We start from the raw sequence: 18,758 nt of genomic DNA on the forward strand, positions 1-18,758 counted from the left end.
GCACTCTGGAGCAGATCGAGGGCCGACGCGGACAGCGGGCTGAAACCCGCCGTCTCGTGGCCCGAGGCCCTAAATGCCGGCGTTGCGGGCGACGGTCTTGCCGATGCCGGTCCAGTCGATGTCCTCGCCCTCCTTGGCGATCGTCTCCAGCAGATGGTCGCGCACCAGGCTCAGCAACGGCATGGCCACGCGGCTCTTGTCGGCGGCCTCGCCGACCAGTCGCATATCCTTCAAGCCGAGCGGCGCCTTGAAGCCGGCGGGGGTAAAGCGCTCCTCGACCAGGATGCGGCCGTAGGTGCGGTAGACCGGCGCATCGAACAGCGTGCCGGTCAAAACCTCGAGCAGCTTGGCCTTGGCAACGCCGCCCTTTTCGGCGAGCGCCATCGCCTCAGCCATGGTCTCGATCGCCGCGAGGATGGCGAAGTTGCCGCAGAGTTTGACGAGGTTGGCGGCCGACGGCTTGTCGCCGATGCGAAATACCTTCTGGCCGATCGCCGCCAACACCGGTTCGGCCTCGTCGAGGTCGGGCGCGGCGCCGGCGGCGGCGATGAACAATCTGCCGGCGGCCGCGGCGTCCGGCCGCCCGAACACCGGCGCCGAGACATAGCGCTGCCCGCGCTCGTGATGCAGCGCCGCGACCTGGTCAGCCGTGGCCACGGCGATCGTGCTGAGCGAGACGTGGAGCGCGCCCTTGGGCAGCCCCGCCAGCAGGCCGTCATCGCCGGAAAGCGCCGCGTGCAGGGCGGAATCATCCGCCAGCATGCTGAAGACGATGCTCTTGCCGGCGCCCGCTTCCTTGGGCGTCTTGGCGAGCTTGGCGCCCACCGCGACCAGGGACTCCGCCTTCGCCGCAGTCCGGTTCCAAACCGTTATGGCGTGGCCCGATGTGTTGACGAGATTGGTGGCGATGGCGGAACCCATGGCGCCGAGACCGATGAAGCCGATATCCACGTTCGATACTCCTTGTGATGTTTTGCTCGTGTCGCGTTCCACGCTTGGCGTCGCCAGCATTTTTTCAAAATAGCCCATCGCGATTCGGAACGGGACGATCCGGCGCGAACAACACGACCTCGCCCGCCTCGTCGGTAGATCCGAAGGTCAGAACCTCCGATATGAACGGGCCGATTTGTCGCGGCGGGAAATTGACCACGGCCGCCACCTGCCGCCCGATCAGGCCCTTACGCGGATCGAGTTCAGTCCCCGTCGAATAGAAACGATGTCGCGCGCACGCCACGGACTGGCGATCTAGACAAAGCAGCTGAGCCTGAAGACTCTGGCGTCAAGGAACAGGTCTTCGAGACCGCGATCAATCGCAGTAGATGTTCAGGGGACCCGTTCTGCTCATGGAGCCGTGGCGGCCTCATCGGGTGAGCATGTTTAACCTCAGACACACTGCTACGCTCGACGGATCATTGTGCCAAACGCAAACTTTTCATGCATAGCATGAGCGATGGGCATTCTGATCGATAGCCCCAAGATGTTCCTCGCGGTCATCAAAACTAAATCGCCAACCAGGGCGGCGCAGCGCGGTGGAGCCCTCCCAGATCCGCGTGAACTCTTTCGCCGGCGCTAGGCGGCGGCGTAGCGGGCGAAGCCGTCAGCCACCATCGCCGTTTTCGGCTCTTCCGCCGGTCGGGTTTGCGATGAAAAGCACTAGCCGGCATCCGCGATCTTGCGCAGCGGCACTACCGGTTCGTTCAGATAATTGCCCCTTGCCGTCCCGCAAGCCTCCGTCACGGTCCTCCAGGAAGAGACGATGGCGGCGAGAGCGTGACTTCCCGTCAGCGCGGCAGCTGGATGGCGATCGCCTTGTCGGATCCACGATCCCCTACCCACAGCATGTCGCCCGACGGCTCGATGGCGGTGGGTTGGCTTAGGCCGTCTAGCACAGTGGTGACGGTGGCCTGATCGCCATTGACGGTGATCATGCTGGCTCGCCCGTTATGGTTCTCCGCCAGAAACAGCTTGCCATGGGCGGCGCGCATGCCGTCCGGCCCCTTGATCGGGCGATCCGGCCAGATTTGCTCGGGCACACCGGCCTTTCCTGAGCCATCCAGCGGGATGCGGTAGAGATTGTTGGAAATCACGTTGTTGACATAGAGAACACCATCCAGGAAGGCGATGCCGTCGATGCCGTCGAGCGTGCGATCTTCAATCAGCAGTTCGCCTTCCTGTGCGCCCGGTCTGAGGCGATAGACTCGGCGAGCGAAAGTGTCGCTCACATAAAGAGCATGATCGGGGCCAAGCGTAAAATCGTTGCAGAGATTGATCTCGCCGGGCAGAGCCCAGCGAATTTTGGCCGCCCCGGTCGAAAGATCGAAGCTGCGCAAGGTGGAATGGCGGTTGTTGCCGGCCCCCATGATCTGGCAGGCCCAGAGCGTGTTGGTGGGCGCATCCGCCAAGACGCCGAGGAAAGTGACCGCGCCCTCCGAACTGGCGTCGATGAAGACACGGGCCTGGGTATCGCCTTTGGCGGCGCGATAGATCACCGGCTTGCTGGCGCTGCCCAGGATCAGCGAACCGTCTGGTGCCACGGTGACGCTTTCGGGCTCGGAGTGCGGATCGGTGGCGACGACGACGAGCCCGGGCTCCGCCGCCGCGGCTGCGACTGAAAAAGCCAGCATCGCGGCGAGGCAAGAAAAGAGACGTGTCATGGCTTTCCCTCAGTTGGCACTGTGACCGATTGCCCAGACATAAGCGGCAACGGCGGCGACATCGTCGTCCGAAAGCGGCGCGCCGCCTTTCGGAGGCATGACCCCGGTATAGTCCCTGGGATGGGTCACGCCGGTTGTAATGATGTGGGCAATCGACGGCAGGCTGCCGTCGGTCTGCGCCCAGACGCCGCGGTTGAGAGGGGGGCCGACCGAGGTGCCACCGGCATCCGAGCCGTGGCAGCCGCTGCAGGTCCCGTCGCTCGCCTCGCCATGGAAGATGCGATCGCCGAGGGCGACCTGCTCCCGCGTCGCGCCAGGCGGCAAGGAGAGCGCGGCCGTCTGGCGGCCGGCATCCGGATGGATGCCTTCGGGCGGCAGGGGCGAATTGGGTGAAGCTGCAGCGACAACCGGCTGGGGCGCCGACTGCAACTGAGCCGTCGCGCCGCCCTGGTAGGTGACGCGCCAAATCCGTCCATGCACGTCGTCAGCGATATAGAGTGCGCCGTCCGGCCCCATTGCCAGCCCGGTCGGCCGGAACGCCGCCCGGCCAGGATCCTTGTGGGCGCCGGCAAAGCCGTCGGCAAAGACGATGTAGGGTGCGGACGCCTTGCCCTTGGCCATTGGCTGGAAGACGACGTTATAGCCGCTTTGAGTCAGCGGCGCCCGGTTCCACGACCCGTGGAAAGCGACGAACGCGCCGTCACGATAGGGCTTGGGAAACTGGGTGCCGTTATAAATCAGCAGGTCGTTCGGCGCCCAATGGCCCGGGAATGCCGCGACAGGGGGCAGCTTCTCGGCGCAAATTCCCGCCGTCTTGCCGCCGTCTCCGCCATACTCCGGCGCCAGCACCAGCCTCTTCTGATTCTGGTCGTAATAACACTCGGGCCAACCGTAATCGCCACCTTTGCGAAGTTGCACAATCTCTTCGGCCGGCAGGTCGACGCCCTGCTCCACGGTATAGAGCTTGGGCCAGTTCTGCGAAAGCTGGTCGCGCCCGTGCTGGGTCGCAAACAAATCGCCCGCAGCATCGAACGCAAATCCTTCGCCATTGCGGATACCGGTGGCAAAGCGCTCGGCGGGCGAAAAAGTCTGGCCTGTCTTGTTGGCGTCGTAGCGCCAGATACCGCCCCGCGTCTCTAGCTCGGTACAGGGCTGAATTCCGGCCGAGTCCGGCATCCGGTTCTCAGACTGGCAGGAATTGGTCGCCGAGCCGGAATCGACGAACAGATTGCCCTTGGCATCGATCACGAACGGATGCATGGGATGGTCGCCGCCGAGCAGCATGCCCGAAAGGATCGTTTCGGGCTTTCCGCTCGGCACGATCTCGCCCGGCTTGAGCGCATAGCGCACGATCCTGTCGTTGACCTCGGCATAGATCGCATTGCTGTAAAAGGCGATCCCGGTGCCTCCGGCGGCACCGTCGGAGACGCCCTCGCCGAATCGCTTGACGATATCGGCATGCCCGGCTCCGACGCTATCCTTCAACGCAAGCAGAAATCCACCGGGCGGCGGAGTGTCGTTATGATAATAGCGGCCGCTCCAGCTGTTTGCGTAGATGGTCCCGTCGGCAGTGACCACCAGATGGCGGACATGCCCCAGATTGTCGGCAAAGACTGTCGCACAGAAGCCGGGGGACAGCGTAATGCCGGTGTCGCCGCCCGGGCAGGCGGTAGCAGGGGCGGCCGAGGCCGGCGCAGCCGCCGGGCCGCGCAAGGCTCCCGCCGCCAGTACGATGGCGACGGCCATGCCCGAGAGGGCCGAGTTGCGGCCGGGATGGGTGAGACGCGATTTCATGGCAAGGATACCTCAGGCTTAGAGAGAAGAGATCGCGTCTACGACTTCCTTTGTGGTCACAATGGCACTGGCGTAGTTCGGCATATTGATCTCGAGAGCTGCGTGCATCGCCTCATCCGAGAAATCCGCGGTCGCGTCTTTCACTACCGTGACCTCGTAGCCGAGCTCAGCGGCAAAGCGAACGGTCGCTTCAATGCAGGTATGCGCTATCAGTCCGATGACGATGAGCTGATGGATGCCGTGATTCTTGATCTGCAAATCCAAATCTGTGTTGGCGAAGCCGCTCGAACACCAATGCTCCGTAGCGACAATCTCGCCTGGCTTAGGCTCGAACTCGGGACGGATCTCGCCACCCCACGTGCCGTTTTCGAAGGTCTTTCCCTTCCACCCCGCCTTCTGGATCGGCGCAATGTACTTCCAGGTCTCGTAGTCGCCCGGACGATATCGATGATGCAACGCATAGAAGATTCGAAGCTCCGCCTTCCGCGCCGCATTCAGGACCTGCAGCATATGAGGGACGCAGTCATTCGCTTCTGCAACAGCCCGAATGCGGTCCCATAGCTTGCCGCCCACGGAAATGAAGTCGTTATATGGATCGACCACCAGAAGTGCAGTCACCTGCTTGTTGTATGTCACGTTTGCCATGGTCTCTCTCTGGGTTGGCTGAGAGGGCCGTACAGTGTTTTCGTCAGCCGCGGCAGCTAAAGTGCTCGGGAGACTGGCGGCGCCCGCGACAGCGATGCCCATCGTGACGGCTCCCAAAAGCCCGCGGCGATCCTGGTCGATTCCTTCAATGGTTTCGGTCGTCTTCATGAGTTTCTCCTGAGGTCAATCGTTTGCTCGGCCCTACTTGCGTGCTGCCCATGCCTAGGCCCACGAGGCGAGAAGCAATGCTATCTGCATATGCTTGTATTCTCACTCGAACATAAGCATATGCTGATAACGGCCGTCAATGCACGAAAAGGTGAGAGAGATCGCAGGCAGGAAAGATCACGTCGCGGGGCCCTGCAAGGGCAGCGGGTGCAGTTGCACGGCGCTGCGCAAAGCCTCACGCCGTATCTCGCAGTGATGGACTCCGGGGCGCTCGCCCACACACTGAAGCCGCTGGAGCGCGACGGTCTCATCGCTGTCGCAGTCGATCCGCTGATATCGCGATTGGAAACTGGCGCGCGGCACACGAACAGGGTTCATCGCTGCCGATGCGGGCATGGAGATGATTGAGTGAGCCGCAAGAGTCTGACTAAGGACAAGTGCCCGGTTGCCCGAAGTCTTGACATCATCGGCGACTGGTGGGCGCTTCTCATCGTTCGCGATGCTCTGGCCGGCGTGACCAGATTCAACGACTTTGGGCGTAGCCTTGGTGCCGCAAAGAACAGTCTCAGCACGAGGCTTAAAACGCTGGTAGATCATGGGATCTTCGAAATCCGTTCCGCATCGGACGGAAGCGCCTACCAGGAATACGCGCTGACCTCAAAGGGGCGCGCGCTGGCGCCGGTGCTGATAGGTTTGGCACAGTGGGGGCACCGCACACGCCTTCAAACCCGGGGACCCCATCTCTTCGTTTGTTGACAAGAAGAACAAGCGCTCACTCAAAAAAACAGAGCTGAGATCAGCAGACGGAAGGGTGTTGCGAACAAGCGATATTCAGTGGCTTTCGGGCCTGGATTGATCGATGCTGCAATCAACCGAGCCACCATTTACCTGCCAGCATGATTATTTCGCCGCAGATCACGCCGGCAAAGATCGACTTTCGCAACAGCATGAAAACTGCAAAACCGGCGGCGACCGCGCCGTAGCGCAGCCCGCCGGGCACGCTCGCCAGCGCCCCCCGGCGGCTGTACCAGGATTTGCGCGATGACGCCGGCAAGGATCGCGGTCGCAACCGCCCTCACCCACACCAAGAGTTCCGAACCTTCGTCGATGCCGCCGCCGAACCACAGGCCAAGCATGCGCCATATCTGATTCGGGATGACGCCCGCGATCAGCAGGATCACCAACGCATGCCAGTCGCCCAAGAAACTACCGAGCAAATCGCTCATGCCTGCGCCCTTAAGCGGTGAACGCCGTAGGCGATGGTCCCCGCCGCCACGCCGCTGACCAGGATATCGACGCCGCTGTTCAACATCGTCGCCAGCGGATAAAGCGCCAGTCCCAGTGCCAGCGCGACGACATCGGCAAGCTCGCGGCAATTGCGGGCGGTGGAGAACAGGAACGCCAGCGGCGTCAGCATCAGGATGGCCGCGGCGAGCAGTTGCGAGAGATTGGCCGCGAGCCCATAGCCGATCGTGGTCGCCATCAGGCAGACGCAAACAAGCCCGCCGCCAAGGCCATGGATGAACGCGATTCGCCGTTCGCGCGGCACCAGCGGCAGGAAGCGGAAGCATTCGACCCACAGCGTCACCGCGGTGAGATGGGCCACCAGGATCAGATGCCGCCGCTTGGTTTGCGGCGTGCGCATCATCGGCAATACCGATACCACCATTGGAAACAGCCGGATGGCGCTGACGGTGACGGCAATCGCCGCCTGCACGATCGTGGCACCCGAGCCGAGCGTCGAGATTAGGATGATCTGCGCCGGTCCTGCCCAAACGAAAGCCGTACTCGCCAGCGCCCACGCCAGGCTGAAATGCGTGTCATGCGCGAGCGCGCCGATGCCGAGATAGGTCGCAAACAGCACCAGCGTCAGGACCGTCGAGGCGACCGAGCGCATGCCCCAGCCGAACGCGCGAAAGGAGCTTTGCCATTGCGGAGAATCGAGCGGAGGTAGCCCCACGGGGTACCGGAGGGTGTTGAATCGTCGGCGGCCGGTGCTCACTTTCCGATCGCCCGCCAGCGGATTTTCATTCAGCAAGTTCATTCTTTATCAGAAGGCGGGCCGAAGGCATCGAATACGTCCTTCATACTCTCGACATAAACGAGACACGCACACCGGAGAAGAGATGTGAAGTCGTTAGCCTCGCCGTGAAATCTTAAAGTCTCGTCGTGAAGCTTTGTAAGGAACCGGTCAAGGGTCGCACCTTTTTCAGCAGCAAGCTTTTCCAAAATGTTCCAGAACATGGCCTCAAGACGAATTGAGGTGACATGGGCACCCAACCGTACCGATCGAATTTGAAAGGCGCAGCTTTTTAAGTCCAGTTCAGAAAACAGCTTGCACATTTTTTCCTCTAATCCTTGTTCGCCAAGGCCGCAAAGATCTGGCTACATTTTGTAGTCGAGCTGGCTTCACTTTGCCGATGCTCACTTTGCCGATGCTCACTTTCCGATCGCCTGCATGAACTCGCGATCGGCGGCCGGCAGTGCTTCATTCCAAGCCGGCTCGTCGCCCGCTTCAGGAAGGAGACATCCGAATTCAATCATCTGTCGAGCAGGCAGTTCGCCGACATAGATCCAAATGCTGCGCTGATCAGTCGCGCCGGCGGCTGCACCAACCGCCTTCGCCATGAGGTGAATCATTCTGGTCTTGTCGATGGCAGCTCGGCCAGCCCGGATGTGGCCGAAGATAAACAGGTGATCGTGCTTCAGTGCGGCTCCGCCTATAAAGTAATTGCCAGGCTTGACCTCATCAAAGATGACCTGCGCAAAGTAAGTTGGGGCGCCGGTCACCTCTGCGTGGATGCGGGTGATTTCTCCTGCTATTTTACTTTTCTGCTGCGCCGACAAGCGGCCTTCGATGCTCGTGCAGTAATAGGTCGGCATTGGTTTCAAACCTCTCTGAATTGTTTGAACGCTATGACATCATCGTCACAAACGATCCTGCATTATTTGATGACCATCGCAGTGAACGGATAGACATACGCCTGCAAGGTCACGAACAGGCCGACGAGACACGCCAACACTATGGAGTACCGGAAGACGTAGCGCAGGACCGCACCTTCGTGGCCGTACCAGTTGGTCGCAGTGGAGGCCACCACGATCGACTGTGCGTCGATCATCTTGCCCATGACGCCGCCAGAGGAGTTCGCCGCTGCCATCAGGATCGGCGAGATGCCAAGCTGTTCAGACGTGATCTTCTGCAGGTTACCGAACAGCACGTTCGATGCCGTGTCGGAACCCGTCAACGCTACGCCCAACCAGCCGAGCAGCGTACCGAAGAACGGGTACAGCACTCCGGTCGCCGCGAAGGCGAGACCCAGCGTGGCATCGACGCCCGACAGGCGCGTCAATGTGCCGATCGCCAGCACCGCCGAGATTGTGATCAGCGAGATCGCGCAGACCCTGATGGTGCGGCCGTATTCGCCGATCAACTTGGCCGGCGAGAAGCCCATCAGGAAGCCCGAGATAAGCGCCGCGATCAGCAGGCCCGTTCCAGTGAAGGACAGGTAGGTGAATGAGAACACGGCACCTTCGGGCGTCGGCTTTGTGGCCACCGGCGGCCCCTTGTTGATCATGTTGTGCAGATCGGGAACGGGGTAGTTCCAGGTAAAGATCGAGTTCGCCCAGATCTTGAACGAGTTGTTACCCCAGATCAGCATCACCACGCAGACGATGATCCATGGCAGTATAGCGCTCCAGAGTTGCGACTGCGACAAAGGCGTCGTGTCCAGCGGCTTCGCGGCTTTCATCGTGGACGCCGACTCGTCCTTGCCGCGTAGCGCTGGCGACAGCCAGAGTTTCTTCGGTTGCCAGACTTTCAGGAACAGGATCAGCGCGGCCATGGAGATCAGCGACGCGCCGATATCGACGATCCATGGGTTGATGTAGTTCGAAATCACGAATTGCGGTAACGCAAACGAAACTGCGGTGACCAGAATTGCCGGCCATACCTGCATCATTCCGCGCCATCCGGCGAAGGCCCAGATAACCGCAAACGGAACGATCAGCGAGAACAGCGGCAACTGGCGTCCGACCATCGCGCCGAGAATGTACGGATCAAATCCGGTGACGGATGCGAGGCCCTGGATCGGCGTGCCGAGTGCGCCGTATGCCACGGGCGCCGTGTTGGCGATCAGCGACAGGCCGGACGCCGCGAGCGGCGAGAAGCCGAGACCGATCAGGATCGCGCCAGTGATCGCGACGGGCGTACCGAAGCCGGAAGCTCCTTCAAAGAACGCACCGAATGAAAATGCTATCAGCAGCAACTGCAGTCGACGGTCCGTGGTGACGCCGCCGATGGCTCGCTGCAGCAGTTCGAATCGTCCGGTTTCCACCGTGATGCGGTAAAGGAAAATGACGTTCAGCACGATCCAGCCGATCGGGAAGAAGCCGACGACGACGCCGAGCAGTGAGGCGCGGATCGACATGCCCGCCGGCATGGTGAAGACGAAGATCGTGATGATGTTGGCGATGATCAGCGCAATAATCGCAGCGATATGCGCCTTGACCTTGCCGCTGGCGATCATCAAAAGCAGCGCAATAACCGGCACTGCGGCCGCGATCGTCGATATCGCGGCATCGCCGAGCGGGTTATAGATTTGATTCCACATGTTGTTTCTTTCCCCCAGTGAAACGCTTGTTTGACTTTTCTTCTCGTAACGCTGTCGTCATTGCGATCAGCGGCTGGTCATTGTCCGCGACAATGCCGATCCCGGCGCCCGGGTCATGGGTCTGCTATGTTGTTCAAACTGATGTTTCGTACCGCTGTGGTGCCCGTCAGCGCCATCGAAACATCCAGTTCCTGACGGATGATATCGATTGCCTTGGTAACACCCGCTTTGCCACCAGCACCGAGACCATAGACATAGGCACGACCTGCCATGCAGGACTTCGCCCCCAGCGCAATCGCCCGCAGCACGTCCTGCCCCGAGCGAATGCCGCCGTCGAATATGATCTCGACATCCGACCCGACCGCTTGGGCAATCTTCGGTAGCGCGGCCGCGGATGATGGCGCGCCGTCAAGCTGCCTTCCGCCATGATTTGAGACGACGATTGCAGAGACACCCAAACCAGCAGCGATCCTGGCATCTTCCACATCGAGAATTCCCTTTAAGACGATCTTTCCCGGCCAGATGCTGCGAATCCATTCGATATCCTTCCAGTTCAGCGTCGCGTCGAACTGGGTCGCCATCCATTTGGCGAGAGTCGTCACATTTTCCATTCCTTTAATGTGACCGGCGAGATTGCCGAATGTCTTGCGTTTCCCCTTAAGAATGCTCATTGCCCAAGTCGGCTTGGTCGCCACGTCGACAACATTGGCGAATGTGATCTGAGGCGGCACCGTCATGCCATTTTTCACGTCGCAGTAACGTTGGCCCAGAATGGGCAAATCCAAGGTCGGGAAAAGCGCGCTACATTTGGCCGCAATGGCACGCTGGATCAGTTCGCGTACAAATCCCCGATCGCGCATCACATACAGCTGAAACCAGAACGGGGCATCGACGGCGGCTGCAACATCCTCGATCGAACAGATCGACATGGTGCTCAGACAGAATGGAATTCCGGCTTGCTGCGCGGCACGACAGGCCAGGATTTCCCCATCGCCTCGTTGCATGCCGAGTAAACCGATGGGAGCGAGTGCCAGCGGCAGGGATGACGGCTCGCCGAGAATGGTGGTTGTTAAATCACGCTTGTCGACATTGATCGCAACCCGTTGGCGAAGCTTGATCGCCTCCAAGTCGCTCCTATTGGCGCGCAATGTCGACTGCGAGTACGAGCCGTGATCGCCATACTCGAAGAAAGCCCTGGGGACCCGCCGTTCGGCAATTCGACGTAGATCGTCGATGCTCGTAACCTTTCCCAGATTTTGATTCCGTAGCATAGTTTTAGGAACTCCCGAACGAATGACGTTTCCGACCAGGCTTCGCCTTCGCGCGACCGACTGCCACGCTGAAGTTCGATTGAGCCCAGCCGATGCATTCTTGTTTTGGCCGATGGGCGACTAGTACCTTTTGGAGACCACGCCAATTCAGGCTGGGCCCACTCTGTAACTCCGATGTTTTGCAGCCCCGGTGGTGCCGGTCGGCGGTCTGCGGCTTCCGGCGGGCTCAACCAAAGGGATTGCTGAGCGTGCCGAGCCCGCTAATCGAGATCGTGACGGTGTCACCAGGCTTCAGGAATTTTGGCGGGTTGAACCCCAGGCCAACCCCGGCTGGGGTGCCCGTTGCGATGATATCGCCTGGCACGAGGGCGAGGCCGGCGGAGATGGTCTCGATAAGTCCAGGGATGTCAAAGATCAGATCGCGGGTGTTGGCGTCTTGGCGAAGTTCACTGTTGACCCAGGTCTGCAGCTGAAGGTTCTCCGCGTCGACTTCATCCGCTGTCGTTATCCAGGGTCCCATCGGACAAAACGTATCGAGCGCCTTTCCGAGGTACCATTGGCGATGATCTTTCTGGCGATCACGCGCGGTAACATCATTGATGATGGTGTAACCCCAGATGTAACCCTTTGCATCAGAGCGCTTGATATTGCGTCCATGACTGCCGATGACAACTGCAAGTTCGCCTTCGTAATCCACCGCTGCCGTCACGCCCGGATGAGTCTCTACCGTAGCCCCTGGGCCGACCACACAATTGGCAGGCTTCGAAAACACGGCGGGGTGATCGTCGATTTCCGCTCCCTTGATTGCGCCAGCTTCATATCCACTACTAGCGAATTCCTTCGCATGATCACGATAATTCTTGCCTACGCAAAATATGTTGCGGCGCGGCCGCGGGATCGGCGCCAACAGCTTGACCAGGTCAAGGTCCAAGCTCGCACCTACAGAGCTCGACGTCGGCGCGATCTCTTTGAAACGACTAATCAGGTCGACCATATCGGTCGCTTTGAGCGGAACAATACGCCCTTTGTCAGCGTCTACGAGGCCGGCCTGCTCACGACCGCCATGCCGAAACGTGGCAAATTTCATACGTTGCTCCCGGGGTTTCCGCGACCAGGCTACAAGCCTAATCCAAGTTTCTTTTCGAATGACGATGTCCAAGCCCGCTCAGACCACCGCCGCCGTTTTTGACGACCGCTTCTATTGTGATCGATTGCCGAGGCTCACGGATGCTATCGCGATGACTGGTATTGCTTTGGTTGGCGCGCCCCGAGCAAACCTGATCGGGACGACCATGGAACAACATGCGGGCCGGAGCTGCCGCGACTGCCGCTTGCCGCTGACATCATCCGGCCCGGCGATCGATCACTTGGGCGCGTACTGCATTTCCCCGTTGCCAAAGGACCAGTCTTCGCGCGCGGAATCTACAAGGTTGATGAAAATGTCGGCCTTCGAGACCTTCCCTTTGACGTGAATGTCATCGGCGATTCTCTTGTAGAATTCCTTCTTTACTTCGATCGATCTTCCCGCGACCCAGGTCACCTGAATGAAGATGATGTTACGCGAGTACTGAATGCCCAGGTAGCCGTCAGCAGGAAACACGAGCTCTTCGGCTGTATGACGCGTGATGATCTGGAACTTGTCGTTCGCAGGAACTTTCGCGACTTCCACCATCGCATCATAAACCGCCTCACTTACGGTGCGCACGAGTTCCGCGGATGCGTCCTTGCTTAGATCAATTCTGACTAACGGCATTTCTCTCTCCTTCTTGGTGAATTTCCGGCAGCGTCAACGAACGTTCGGAAGGCGCCGATCCGAAATTTTTCTTGGCAAACTCGGTGGGCGGAACTGGGCGCGAACTACTCGGACTGTTTTGCCTTCGCGTTGATGGACTAGAGCGGAATAGGCTAGACAATAGCTTGCATCAAGCGCATAATTTTCATAAATAGCATGCGAGTATGGCATCATGATCGAGGATTTACGGGCTTTCGCGGCTGTGGTGGATGAGAAGTCGCTCACCAAGGCCGCATCAAAATTGCATCTGACTCAATCGGCAATTTCCCGACGCATTCAGCAGCTGGAAGAGACATTGGGGGCGTCGTTGCTTGACCGCTCGAATAGACCTCCCAACCCAACGCTCTTGGGCAGTCGCGTGTATGAGAAGGCTATTCCCATTCTTCAGGCCATCAATCAGTTGGTGGTCCTGCCGAAGGAAGACGAAACACCTTCGGGAATACTGCGCCTCGGTGTTACTCATGCAATCAGCGACATGATTTTGGCCGACTCCATCAAGCGAATGAGGGAAGAATTTCCGTTGCTCGACGTCAGGCTACGGACTGAGTGGAGCACAGGGCTTTCGAAACAAGTGATCTGCAGCGATCTCGATGCAGCCGTCATTTTCCTGCCCCATAGTGGGAAGCCGGCTGCGCCCCTCATCGGTCGATACGTTACATCCCTTGAGGTCGTCATCGTTCAGAGCAAGCAATATCCAATATTCAACCGCAGGATTTCGATGACTGCGCTTGCAAAAGAAGGTTGGATCCTGAATCCGCAAGGCTGCGGATATCGGGCAGAATTGGAGCGCGCGATCGGAGAGGTCGGCGAAAGCCTACGTGTAGTGGTCGACACCTACGGGACGGAAATCCAGCTCCGAATGATCGCTTCCGGACTCGGTCTCGGGGTGGTGCCGCGAAGCGTTCTTTATGCGAGCATGAGTCTGGAAGAACTTTCGATCGTCGAGGTATCCGATTTTTCGATGACTTTGGATATTTGGGTCGTGCATCTCAAAGAAATTGGCAATCTCAAAAAAGCCATCGAGGCTCTTCGAGAAACGGTGGCGGCTGGATTTATTCCCTACTCCGACGTGCGCACTCCGAAGCGTGCCAAACTTAGAGACAAGAAGCGCGGCTGAGATTGCAGGTCACGTGGTCATATACGCGAACACACGCTGGCGAGCCGACGGTCACGAACCTAGATGATACACGGGAATCAAATCTCCATCGTCAACTTAGCCATTGTTCACGGCCGACTATGGAATTTGTGGCAAAGCTACGTGGTGACAAGCCAGTCGCTCCGGAAAATAACCGGCTGAAATAGGTCGGGTCGTTGAGACCGAGCGCATCGGCGATCGTCGAAATCGGCAGATTGGTATTGGTCCGCTTCCCGCGAGCGATCTGCGCTGCTGCTAGATTTGGATGCAAATAGCGAACGGCGTAAGCGCGCAAAATGGCCAACCACATCATCGCCACTCTCTTCGATATCATCGGATTGCCCACACTACGCCTCCCAGGAGTTTCGCGGCCAGTACGGGGGCCCGGTTCGGGCTCTATTTGCCTGTGAGGTCTGGCCTGAATGCGAATTCAAACATTCATGATGGGTATCGCGTGGCCGCTTCGCTCACGCGTCGGGCGTATTGCCATATTTAGAAAAGGGTCGAAAATCTCGTTACAATCGGTGCGCCAAGGATGTCGTTTCGCGACTCACTCCTACTTGGCGCCAGAGAGAGACGCAAATAAATGAATTCCTTCACTGGTCGGCTCGGTGGGCTGCGACCGCTTCCTCATTCCATTCGATACCAACGCCAGGCACATCGGGAATGTGCAGCAATCCGTCGCTAATTTTATAGGGGCTTTGCAAGATAGGATCGGCCCAATCTTGCCATTCCAGCCAATGCGCGGTCTCCGTGATACGCATTACATGAGCGGCCACCTCGGGGTACAGATGTGTGGACATCGGTATGCCAGCCGCTCCCGCGATTCCCGCTGCTCTTAGCCAACCTGTCACACCGCCAATGCGCATGAAATCTGGCATGACAAGATCGCATGCCTTTCGCTGTAGCGCGGTGTGCAGATCGCGAGAGCCGTAGAAATTCTCACCAATCTGGATCGGGGTCTTCAACTCGGCCGCCAGCTGCACATAGCCATCGAGGTTGTCATAAACGATAGGTTCTTCGATCCACGCCAGGCCCGCATCATCAATCATGTGGCACCGTTGCAGGGCTTCTCCAAGGTGTAAGCCCTGGTTGAAGTCGGCCATCAGTTCGATGTCATCGCCGACAGCAGCCCTAATGGCATGAATGGCGGCCAGATCGTCGCTTGCGCGTTCGCGGCCAAGCCGCAGCTTCAGCGCAGTGAAGCCTCCTTCATCGCGCAACGCAATCGCGTCTGATGCTACAACCTCCGGTGCCTGAAGCCACAACCCGTTGCTGTTGTACGCCTTCACAGGCCCCACCGAACCGCCCAGCAAAACGCAAAGCGGCACACCTCTCGCCTTTGCCAGGGCATCCCAGGCCGCCATATCCAGTCCGGATACAGCAATCATGGAAAGCCCTTGATAACCTACAAAATGCAACGACTTGCGCGCGAGTTCGTAAAGCTCGACGGGCGCAATGCGCCGACCCTTAAGCATATCGCCGAAATCTTCCAGCGCCGGAACCAAATAGCGCATCGTCTTGATCGTATAGGGCTCAAGATAGCTCCGCCCCACGATGCCTTCTTCAGTGATGAGGTCGATCAGGATCAGCGGCCAGTCGGTGATGTTAGCAATTCGGGCGACAACCGGGCGCTTCAGCTTGAGCACGACCGCTCTCGCCCTGATAGATTTTAATTTGAGCGAAGCAACTTGCATTGCAACACGTCCTAATCCTGTCTTGATGCCTGGCGGAACTTCCGAGAGGCTGCAACTGCAGAGCCTTTCAAGTAATGGCGAAGCTGTAAATACACTCACCGGTATACTTCTTGGATGGGAGCCCCACATGCGCCTACAGAAGGCTGAGATCCGACGGCGAATTATCGATGCTGCTTATGGATGTTTCTGGCGCTCGGGGTTCAGGCGAACCAGCGTTGACAAAATTGCTGAACAGGCCGGAGTGACGAAGCGTACAATCTATTCATATTTCCGGAGTAAGGACGATCTGCTCGCGACAGTACTTCTGCGTTACGGAGAACTGGCCGCAGAGCGGCTGCAACATATTGGCGACCGCATGCCAGCCGATCGCAACGGATTGATCGATTCGTATTTCGCTCAGTTGGGAGGATGGGCGAGCACGACGCCACGTTGGTCGGGATCGGGTTTCACCCGACTGGTTGTAGAACTCGCGGACTTACCCGGCCACCCGGCTCGCGCCATCGCGCGCCGTGCCAAAGCCGCGACGGAATCATGGCTCGCCGAGCGGCTCACAACTGCGCGCGTACCATACCCGCACGAGCGCGCGCGCGAAATAATGTTGTTGACGGAAGGCTCGATGGCGTTGACGCTCATTCATGGTGGTAGCAACTACATCGATGCTGCGGCACGCGCTGCAAAACAACTCGTTAAGCAAAAATAATCGTCTAAGAAGCGCAGGCCGACTTCCGGTGTGGGTCTGTCCTCCTAGGCGATGTGTCATGCGAGCCTAAGGGGGCATGTCGGCCCGCCCAGGAAAAGAATAATGACAACGGGAGGCCGCCATAACCCCTTAGAATCTTTTGATCCGGATGTCCGACCAACACAAGGCGCGGATGATGGGGTACGCGGGACATCCGGTGGCAAAGATTTCGAATCTGGATGCGGCGGCGGTGCGTGGGACGCGCTTTGTCGACGCCTAGACCTTGCCGTCCAGCAGATCCAAATGCTTGGCGCCCGACAAAAAACCGAGCACCTGTCCGGGCGGCGAAGATTGCGAAAGCGCTCGATCTTGCTGTGAGCCCGAGACCCGCAGCGGATTGTCCGGGGCTCGGTGGGCTGCGTCGGACACGAGCGCGACCATGTGCGCGTCACGTCCACTGACTTGGGGCAAGGTAACTCGCGGTTTAGTTTTGCGGCGATGGATTCATCCTGATCTCGCGCAGCCCAGGCATCGTCCGCCGACTAAAAGCGAAACGGTCGAAGCCACTCTGCTGCGAGTGCCAGCGTTTCCTTTTTCTCGATGTCCAACTCGAGATGATATCGACCCAAAAGATCACTCGGACGTCACCTCGGGATGGGCTCCAAGCTTCTTGCGGACGGTATAAGCATCGAGAAATTCCTGAGAGGCGACTTGATCCGCCAAGCTTCGCAGCTTCTCCGCCGAGACTGGCCCTAACACAGTTTCCACGCGGCGGTTCGCCGCTGCCCACAGCAGGTACGCCTCCCGGAGCCGCGCCTTGCCTAAGCGGGTCAGAATACCGCGCTTCGTGCGCCCGTCCTGGGGGTCTTGCCGCAGTTCAACCAGTCCGTCCCTAACCAGCGGCCGCAGCGCGTGCGTTAGCGCCGAGATTCCAATGGCCAACCGCTCCGCCAAATCCTGCAGCGTCGGCCCTTCCTGACCGCGGGCTAGTTCGCCGATCTGGGCGAGCACACCGGCCTGCGTGGCCTTTAGTCCAATCGGGGCAAGCGCCTCATCATACAATTGGCCGAGGCGACGCGCCGCACGGCGCAACGCGTTGTTCGTGCAAGCAAATTTGGCCGGCACAGCGACTGCCTCCATGCCCTGTCATCCAGATCAACTGCTGGAGGACTACGCTTCTTTCCAATGCGTGTAAAATATAGTTGAGCACTGTACCATTGAAAAGGGGTTATGCTCCCTACATAGTTGAGGGCTCAACCAATGGAGAACCCCATGCCTGTCGCCATTTCCAAGAAAATCGCGGTCGTTACCGGAGCATCCTCAGGCATCGGCGCTGTTTATGCCGACCGCCTCGCCGCTCGGGGCTACGATCTCATCCTCGTGGCGCGACGCGCCGACCGCTTAGAGGCCCTCTCGAAAAAGATTTTGAAGACCTATGCTGGTGCCAACGTTGAGGTGATCGCCGCGGACCTCGCGAAGGAATCTGACCTTGTCCGTGTCGAAAAGATCCTTGCAACGAACCCGGCGGTGCGCATCCTCGTAAACAATGCCGGACTTGCTAGGCTTGCGGCGATTGCGCTGGCGCCCGTACAACAATCCCTGGCCCAGATAGCGCTGAATATCACTTCGGTGACGCGCCTCACTCATGCTGTTCTTCCCGCGCTGCTGTCGAGAAATGACGGAGTGATCGTCAACATTGCCTCCGTGTTAGCCATCCATTCGCTCCCGGTCAGCTCCGTGTACAGCGGCACCAAGGCCTTTGTGCTGAACTTCAGCCGAGGCCTTCAGGACGAACTGGTCGGGACTGGCGTAAAGGTCCAGGTGGTCCTTCCCGCCTCGACAGCGACCGAAATTTGGGATGCATCTGGCCTTCCGCTATCAGCCTTGGACCAGGACACCGTGATGTCGGCGGAGACTCTAGTGGACGCTGCCCTCGCCGGCCTCGACAAGGGTGAAGCCATCACATGGCCCACGGTGGCGGACGCGAGCCTTTGGGACAAGTACGACGCCGCCCGTTCGACGCTGTTCGCCGCCACCCAGACCAACAAGCCGGCCGCGCGCTACAAAGCCATATGACATCGCTCAGGGAGCGCAAGTCGCTTCGGCTTTGGTCAAACTCTCGACTTCCGAGACGTGGCGGTCTCTTCTGCATGAATGACCGCCAAGCTCCATCGTACGCTCGCGCAAAAGCTAGAGTTGCGATGACCGGCGCATCTTCTACGAGCCCGTCGAGCGTGATCGCAAGAAGCGGGTCGAGTGGTCACGAATCGCTACGGTCTATCGAGAAACGTCGTCGCCGCCAGAGATGTCTGG

At 59.2% G+C, this 18,758-nt stretch carries 20 protein-coding genes and 2 pseudogenes; 4 read left to right on the forward strand and 18 right to left on the reverse strand.

Translation table 11 applies throughout. The annotated features are described in order from the left end of the window. Positions 1-69: 69 nt before the first annotated feature. From B5526_RS09440 to B5526_RS39575, 6 genes and pseudogenes are all read right to left on the reverse strand, one after another. On the reverse strand, positions 70-1,029 hold the full coding sequence (locus B5526_RS09440; RefSeq protein ID WP_349642769.1) for an NAD(P)-dependent oxidoreductase: 960 nt from the start codon (positions 1,027-1,029) through the stop codon (positions 70-72). After that, positions 1,016-1,174, reverse strand: a pseudogene (locus B5526_RS09445) (tRNA-binding protein); the annotation flags it as partial. The pseudogene B5526_RS09445 and the gene B5526_RS09440, both read right to left, overlap by 14 nt. A gap of 607 nt (positions 1,175-1,781) precedes the next feature. Further along, entirely contained in the window at positions 1,782-2,654 is an 873-nt protein-coding gene (locus B5526_RS09450; RefSeq protein ID WP_079537963.1) for an SMP-30/gluconolactonase/LRE family protein, read from the reverse strand. A 9-nt stretch (positions 2,655-2,663) separates the two neighbouring features. Beyond that, positions 2,664-4,448, reverse strand: a complete 1,785-nt coding sequence (locus tag B5526_RS09455; protein ID WP_079537964.1) for a PQQ-dependent sugar dehydrogenase — start codon at positions 4,446-4,448, stop codon at positions 2,664-2,666. 18 nt (positions 4,449-4,466) lie between these two features. Beyond that, positions 4,467-5,093: an isochorismatase family cysteine hydrolase gene (locus B5526_RS09460; protein ID WP_079544831.1), complete on the reverse strand. Its 627-nt coding sequence runs from the start codon at positions 5,091-5,093 to the stop codon at positions 4,467-4,469. Positions 5,094-5,438: 345 nt separating this feature from the next. Next, positions 5,439-5,858, reverse strand: a complete 420-nt coding sequence (locus B5526_RS39575; protein WP_349642790.1) for a hypothetical protein — start codon at positions 5,856-5,858, stop codon at positions 5,439-5,441. Here B5526_RS39575 and B5526_RS39580 point away from each other — a divergent pair. Continuing rightward, positions 5,775-6,017: a winged helix-turn-helix transcriptional regulator gene (locus B5526_RS39580; RefSeq protein ID WP_349642781.1), complete on the forward strand. Its 243-nt coding sequence runs from the start codon at positions 5,775-5,777 to the stop codon at positions 6,015-6,017. The two genes, B5526_RS39575 and B5526_RS39580, sit on opposite strands and share 84 nt — an antisense overlap. A 112-nt stretch (positions 6,018-6,129) precedes the next feature. Here the strand turns inward: B5526_RS39580 and B5526_RS09475 are convergent. The 8 genes and pseudogenes from B5526_RS09475 to B5526_RS09510 form a co-directional block, all read right to left on the reverse strand. Then, a pseudogene (locus B5526_RS09475) lies at positions 6,130-6,487 on the reverse strand (AzlD domain-containing protein). Further along, positions 6,484-7,221, reverse strand: coding sequence for an AzlC family ABC transporter permease (locus B5526_RS09480; protein ID WP_079544833.1), 738 nt, complete (start codon positions 7,219-7,221; stop codon positions 6,484-6,486). Before B5526_RS09480 ends, B5526_RS09475 begins: the two are co-directional and overlap by 4 nt. Before the next feature lie 80 nt (positions 7,222-7,301). Then, positions 7,302-7,604 carry a ribbon-helix-helix domain-containing protein gene (locus B5526_RS09485; protein WP_079537967.1) on the reverse strand — a complete coding sequence of 101 codons (303 nt, stop codon included), beginning with the start codon at positions 7,602-7,604 and terminating at the stop codon, positions 7,302-7,304. Between the two features lie 96 nt (positions 7,605-7,700). Continuing rightward, a complete protein-coding gene (locus tag B5526_RS09490; protein ID WP_079537968.1) occupies positions 7,701-8,144 on the reverse strand; it encodes a tautomerase family protein in 444 nt (147 codons plus the stop codon). 62 nt (positions 8,145-8,206) lie between these two features. Beyond that, positions 8,207-9,871 (reverse strand): L-lactate permease, encoded by a 1,665-nt coding sequence (locus B5526_RS09495; RefSeq protein ID WP_079537969.1) that lies wholly within the window; start codon positions 9,869-9,871, stop codon positions 8,207-8,209. A gap of 113 nt (positions 9,872-9,984) precedes the next feature. Next, positions 9,985-11,142 (reverse strand): alpha-hydroxy acid oxidase, encoded by a 1,158-nt coding sequence (locus tag B5526_RS09500; protein ID WP_079537970.1) that lies wholly within the window; start codon positions 11,140-11,142, stop codon positions 9,985-9,987. Positions 11,143-11,368: 226 nt separating this feature from the next. Then, positions 11,369-12,229 (reverse strand): fumarylacetoacetate hydrolase family protein, encoded by an 861-nt coding sequence (locus B5526_RS09505; RefSeq protein WP_079537971.1) that lies wholly within the window; start codon positions 12,227-12,229, stop codon positions 11,369-11,371. Positions 12,230-12,505: 276 nt separating this feature from the next. Continuing rightward, positions 12,506-12,895, reverse strand: coding sequence for a tautomerase family protein (locus B5526_RS09510; protein ID WP_079537972.1), 390 nt, complete (start codon positions 12,893-12,895; stop codon positions 12,506-12,508). A gap of 211 nt (positions 12,896-13,106) precedes the next feature. Here B5526_RS09510 and B5526_RS09515 point away from each other — a divergent pair, with 211 nt between their 5' ends. Next, positions 13,107-14,051, forward strand: a complete 945-nt coding sequence (locus tag B5526_RS09515; protein ID WP_079537973.1) for a LysR family transcriptional regulator — start codon at positions 13,107-13,109, stop codon at positions 14,049-14,051. Between the two features lie 91 nt (positions 14,052-14,142). Here B5526_RS09515 and B5526_RS39720 read toward each other — a convergent pair whose 3' ends face one another. Both B5526_RS39720 and B5526_RS09525 read right to left on the reverse strand, forming a co-directional pair. After that, positions 14,143-14,382 carry an AraC family transcriptional regulator gene (locus B5526_RS39720; RefSeq protein ID WP_433994622.1) on the reverse strand — a complete coding sequence of 80 codons (240 nt, stop codon included), beginning with the start codon at positions 14,380-14,382 and terminating at the stop codon, positions 14,143-14,145. 283 nt (positions 14,383-14,665) lie between these two features. Next, the gene (locus tag B5526_RS09525) at positions 14,666-15,718 is read right to left on the reverse strand and encodes an enolase C-terminal domain-like protein (RefSeq protein ID WP_244562243.1); all 1,053 of its coding nucleotides are present in this window, start codon (positions 15,716-15,718) and stop codon (positions 14,666-14,668) included. 175 nt (positions 15,719-15,893) lie between these two features. On the opposite strand from B5526_RS09525, the gene B5526_RS09530 reads away from it, so the two are divergent. Then, on the forward strand, positions 15,894-16,466 hold the full coding sequence (locus B5526_RS09530) for a TetR/AcrR family transcriptional regulator (protein WP_172842023.1): 573 nt from the start codon (positions 15,894-15,896) through the stop codon (positions 16,464-16,466). A 255-nt stretch (positions 16,467-16,721) separates the two neighbouring features. Here the strand turns inward: B5526_RS09530 and B5526_RS37555 are convergent, their stop codons facing one another. Beyond that, positions 16,722-16,886 (reverse strand): hypothetical protein, encoded by a 165-nt coding sequence (locus B5526_RS37555; RefSeq protein ID WP_154071232.1) that lies wholly within the window; start codon positions 16,884-16,886, stop codon positions 16,722-16,724. A 192-nt stretch (positions 16,887-17,078) separates the two neighbouring features. Further along, positions 17,079-17,570, reverse strand: coding sequence for a MarR family winged helix-turn-helix transcriptional regulator (locus B5526_RS09535; protein ID WP_244562244.1), 492 nt, complete (start codon positions 17,568-17,570; stop codon positions 17,079-17,081). Between the two features lie 147 nt (positions 17,571-17,717). Between B5526_RS09535 and B5526_RS09540 the strand changes: the two genes are divergently transcribed. Further along, on the forward strand, positions 17,718-18,521 hold the full coding sequence (locus B5526_RS09540) for an SDR family NAD(P)-dependent oxidoreductase (RefSeq protein ID WP_079544837.1): 804 nt from the start codon (positions 17,718-17,720) through the stop codon (positions 18,519-18,521). Positions 18,522-18,758: the final 237 nt, after the last annotated feature.

Origin of the sequence: Bradyrhizobium lablabi (assembly GCF_900141755.1) — a bacterium.
GTDB classification, from domain to species: domain Bacteria; phylum Pseudomonadota; class Alphaproteobacteria; order Rhizobiales; family Xanthobacteraceae; genus Bradyrhizobium; species Bradyrhizobium lablabi_A.

Coding starts and splice junctions, on each gene's coding strand:
- B5526_RS09440 (WP_349642769.1), bottom strand. CDS start 1,029: ATGGGCTATTTTGAAAAAATGCTGGCGACGCCAAGCGTGGAACGCGAC.
- B5526_RS09495 (WP_079537969.1), bottom strand. CDS start 9,871: ATGTGGAATCAAATCTATAACCCGCTCGGCGATGCCGCGATATCGACG.
- B5526_RS09505 (WP_079537971.1), bottom strand. CDS start 12,229: ATGAAATTTGCCACGTTTCGGCATGGCGGTCGTGAGCAGGCCGGCCTC.
- B5526_RS39720 (WP_433994622.1), bottom strand. CDS start 14,382: ATGATGTGGTTGGCCATTTTGCGCGCTTACGCCGTTCGCTATTTGCAT.
- B5526_RS09510 (WP_079537972.1), bottom strand. CDS start 12,895: ATGCCGTTAGTCAGAATTGATCTAAGCAAGGACGCATCCGCGGAACTC.
- B5526_RS09500 (WP_079537970.1), bottom strand. CDS start 11,142: ATGCTACGGAATCAAAATCTGGGAAAGGTTACGAGCATCGACGATCTA.
- B5526_RS39575 (WP_349642790.1), bottom strand. CDS start 5,858: ATGATCTACCAGCGTTTTAAGCCTCGTGCTGAGACTGTTCTTTGCGGC.
- B5526_RS09530 (WP_172842023.1), top strand. CDS start 15,894: ATGCGCCTACAGAAGGCTGAGATCCGACGGCGAATTATCGATGCTGCT.
- B5526_RS09515 (WP_079537973.1), top strand. CDS start 13,107: ATGATCGAGGATTTACGGGCTTTCGCGGCTGTGGTGGATGAGAAGTCG.
- B5526_RS09490 (WP_079537968.1), bottom strand. CDS start 8,144: ATGCCGACCTATTACTGCACGAGCATCGAAGGCCGCTTGTCGGCGCAG.
- B5526_RS09460 (WP_079544831.1), bottom strand. CDS start 5,093: ATGGCAAACGTGACATACAACAAGCAGGTGACTGCACTTCTGGTGGTC.
- B5526_RS37555 (WP_154071232.1), bottom strand. CDS start 16,886: ATGGTCGCGCTCGTGTCCGACGCAGCCCACCGAGCCCCGGACAATCCG.
- B5526_RS09455 (WP_079537964.1), bottom strand. CDS start 4,448: ATGAAATCGCGTCTCACCCATCCCGGCCGCAACTCGGCCCTCTCGGGC.
- B5526_RS09540 (WP_079544837.1), top strand. CDS start 17,718: ATGCCTGTCGCCATTTCCAAGAAAATCGCGGTCGTTACCGGAGCATCC.
- B5526_RS09450 (WP_079537963.1), bottom strand. CDS start 2,654: ATGACACGTCTCTTTTCTTGCCTCGCCGCGATGCTGGCTTTTTCAGTC.
- B5526_RS09485 (WP_079537967.1), bottom strand. CDS start 7,604: ATGTGCAAGCTGTTTTCTGAACTGGACTTAAAAAGCTGCGCCTTTCAA.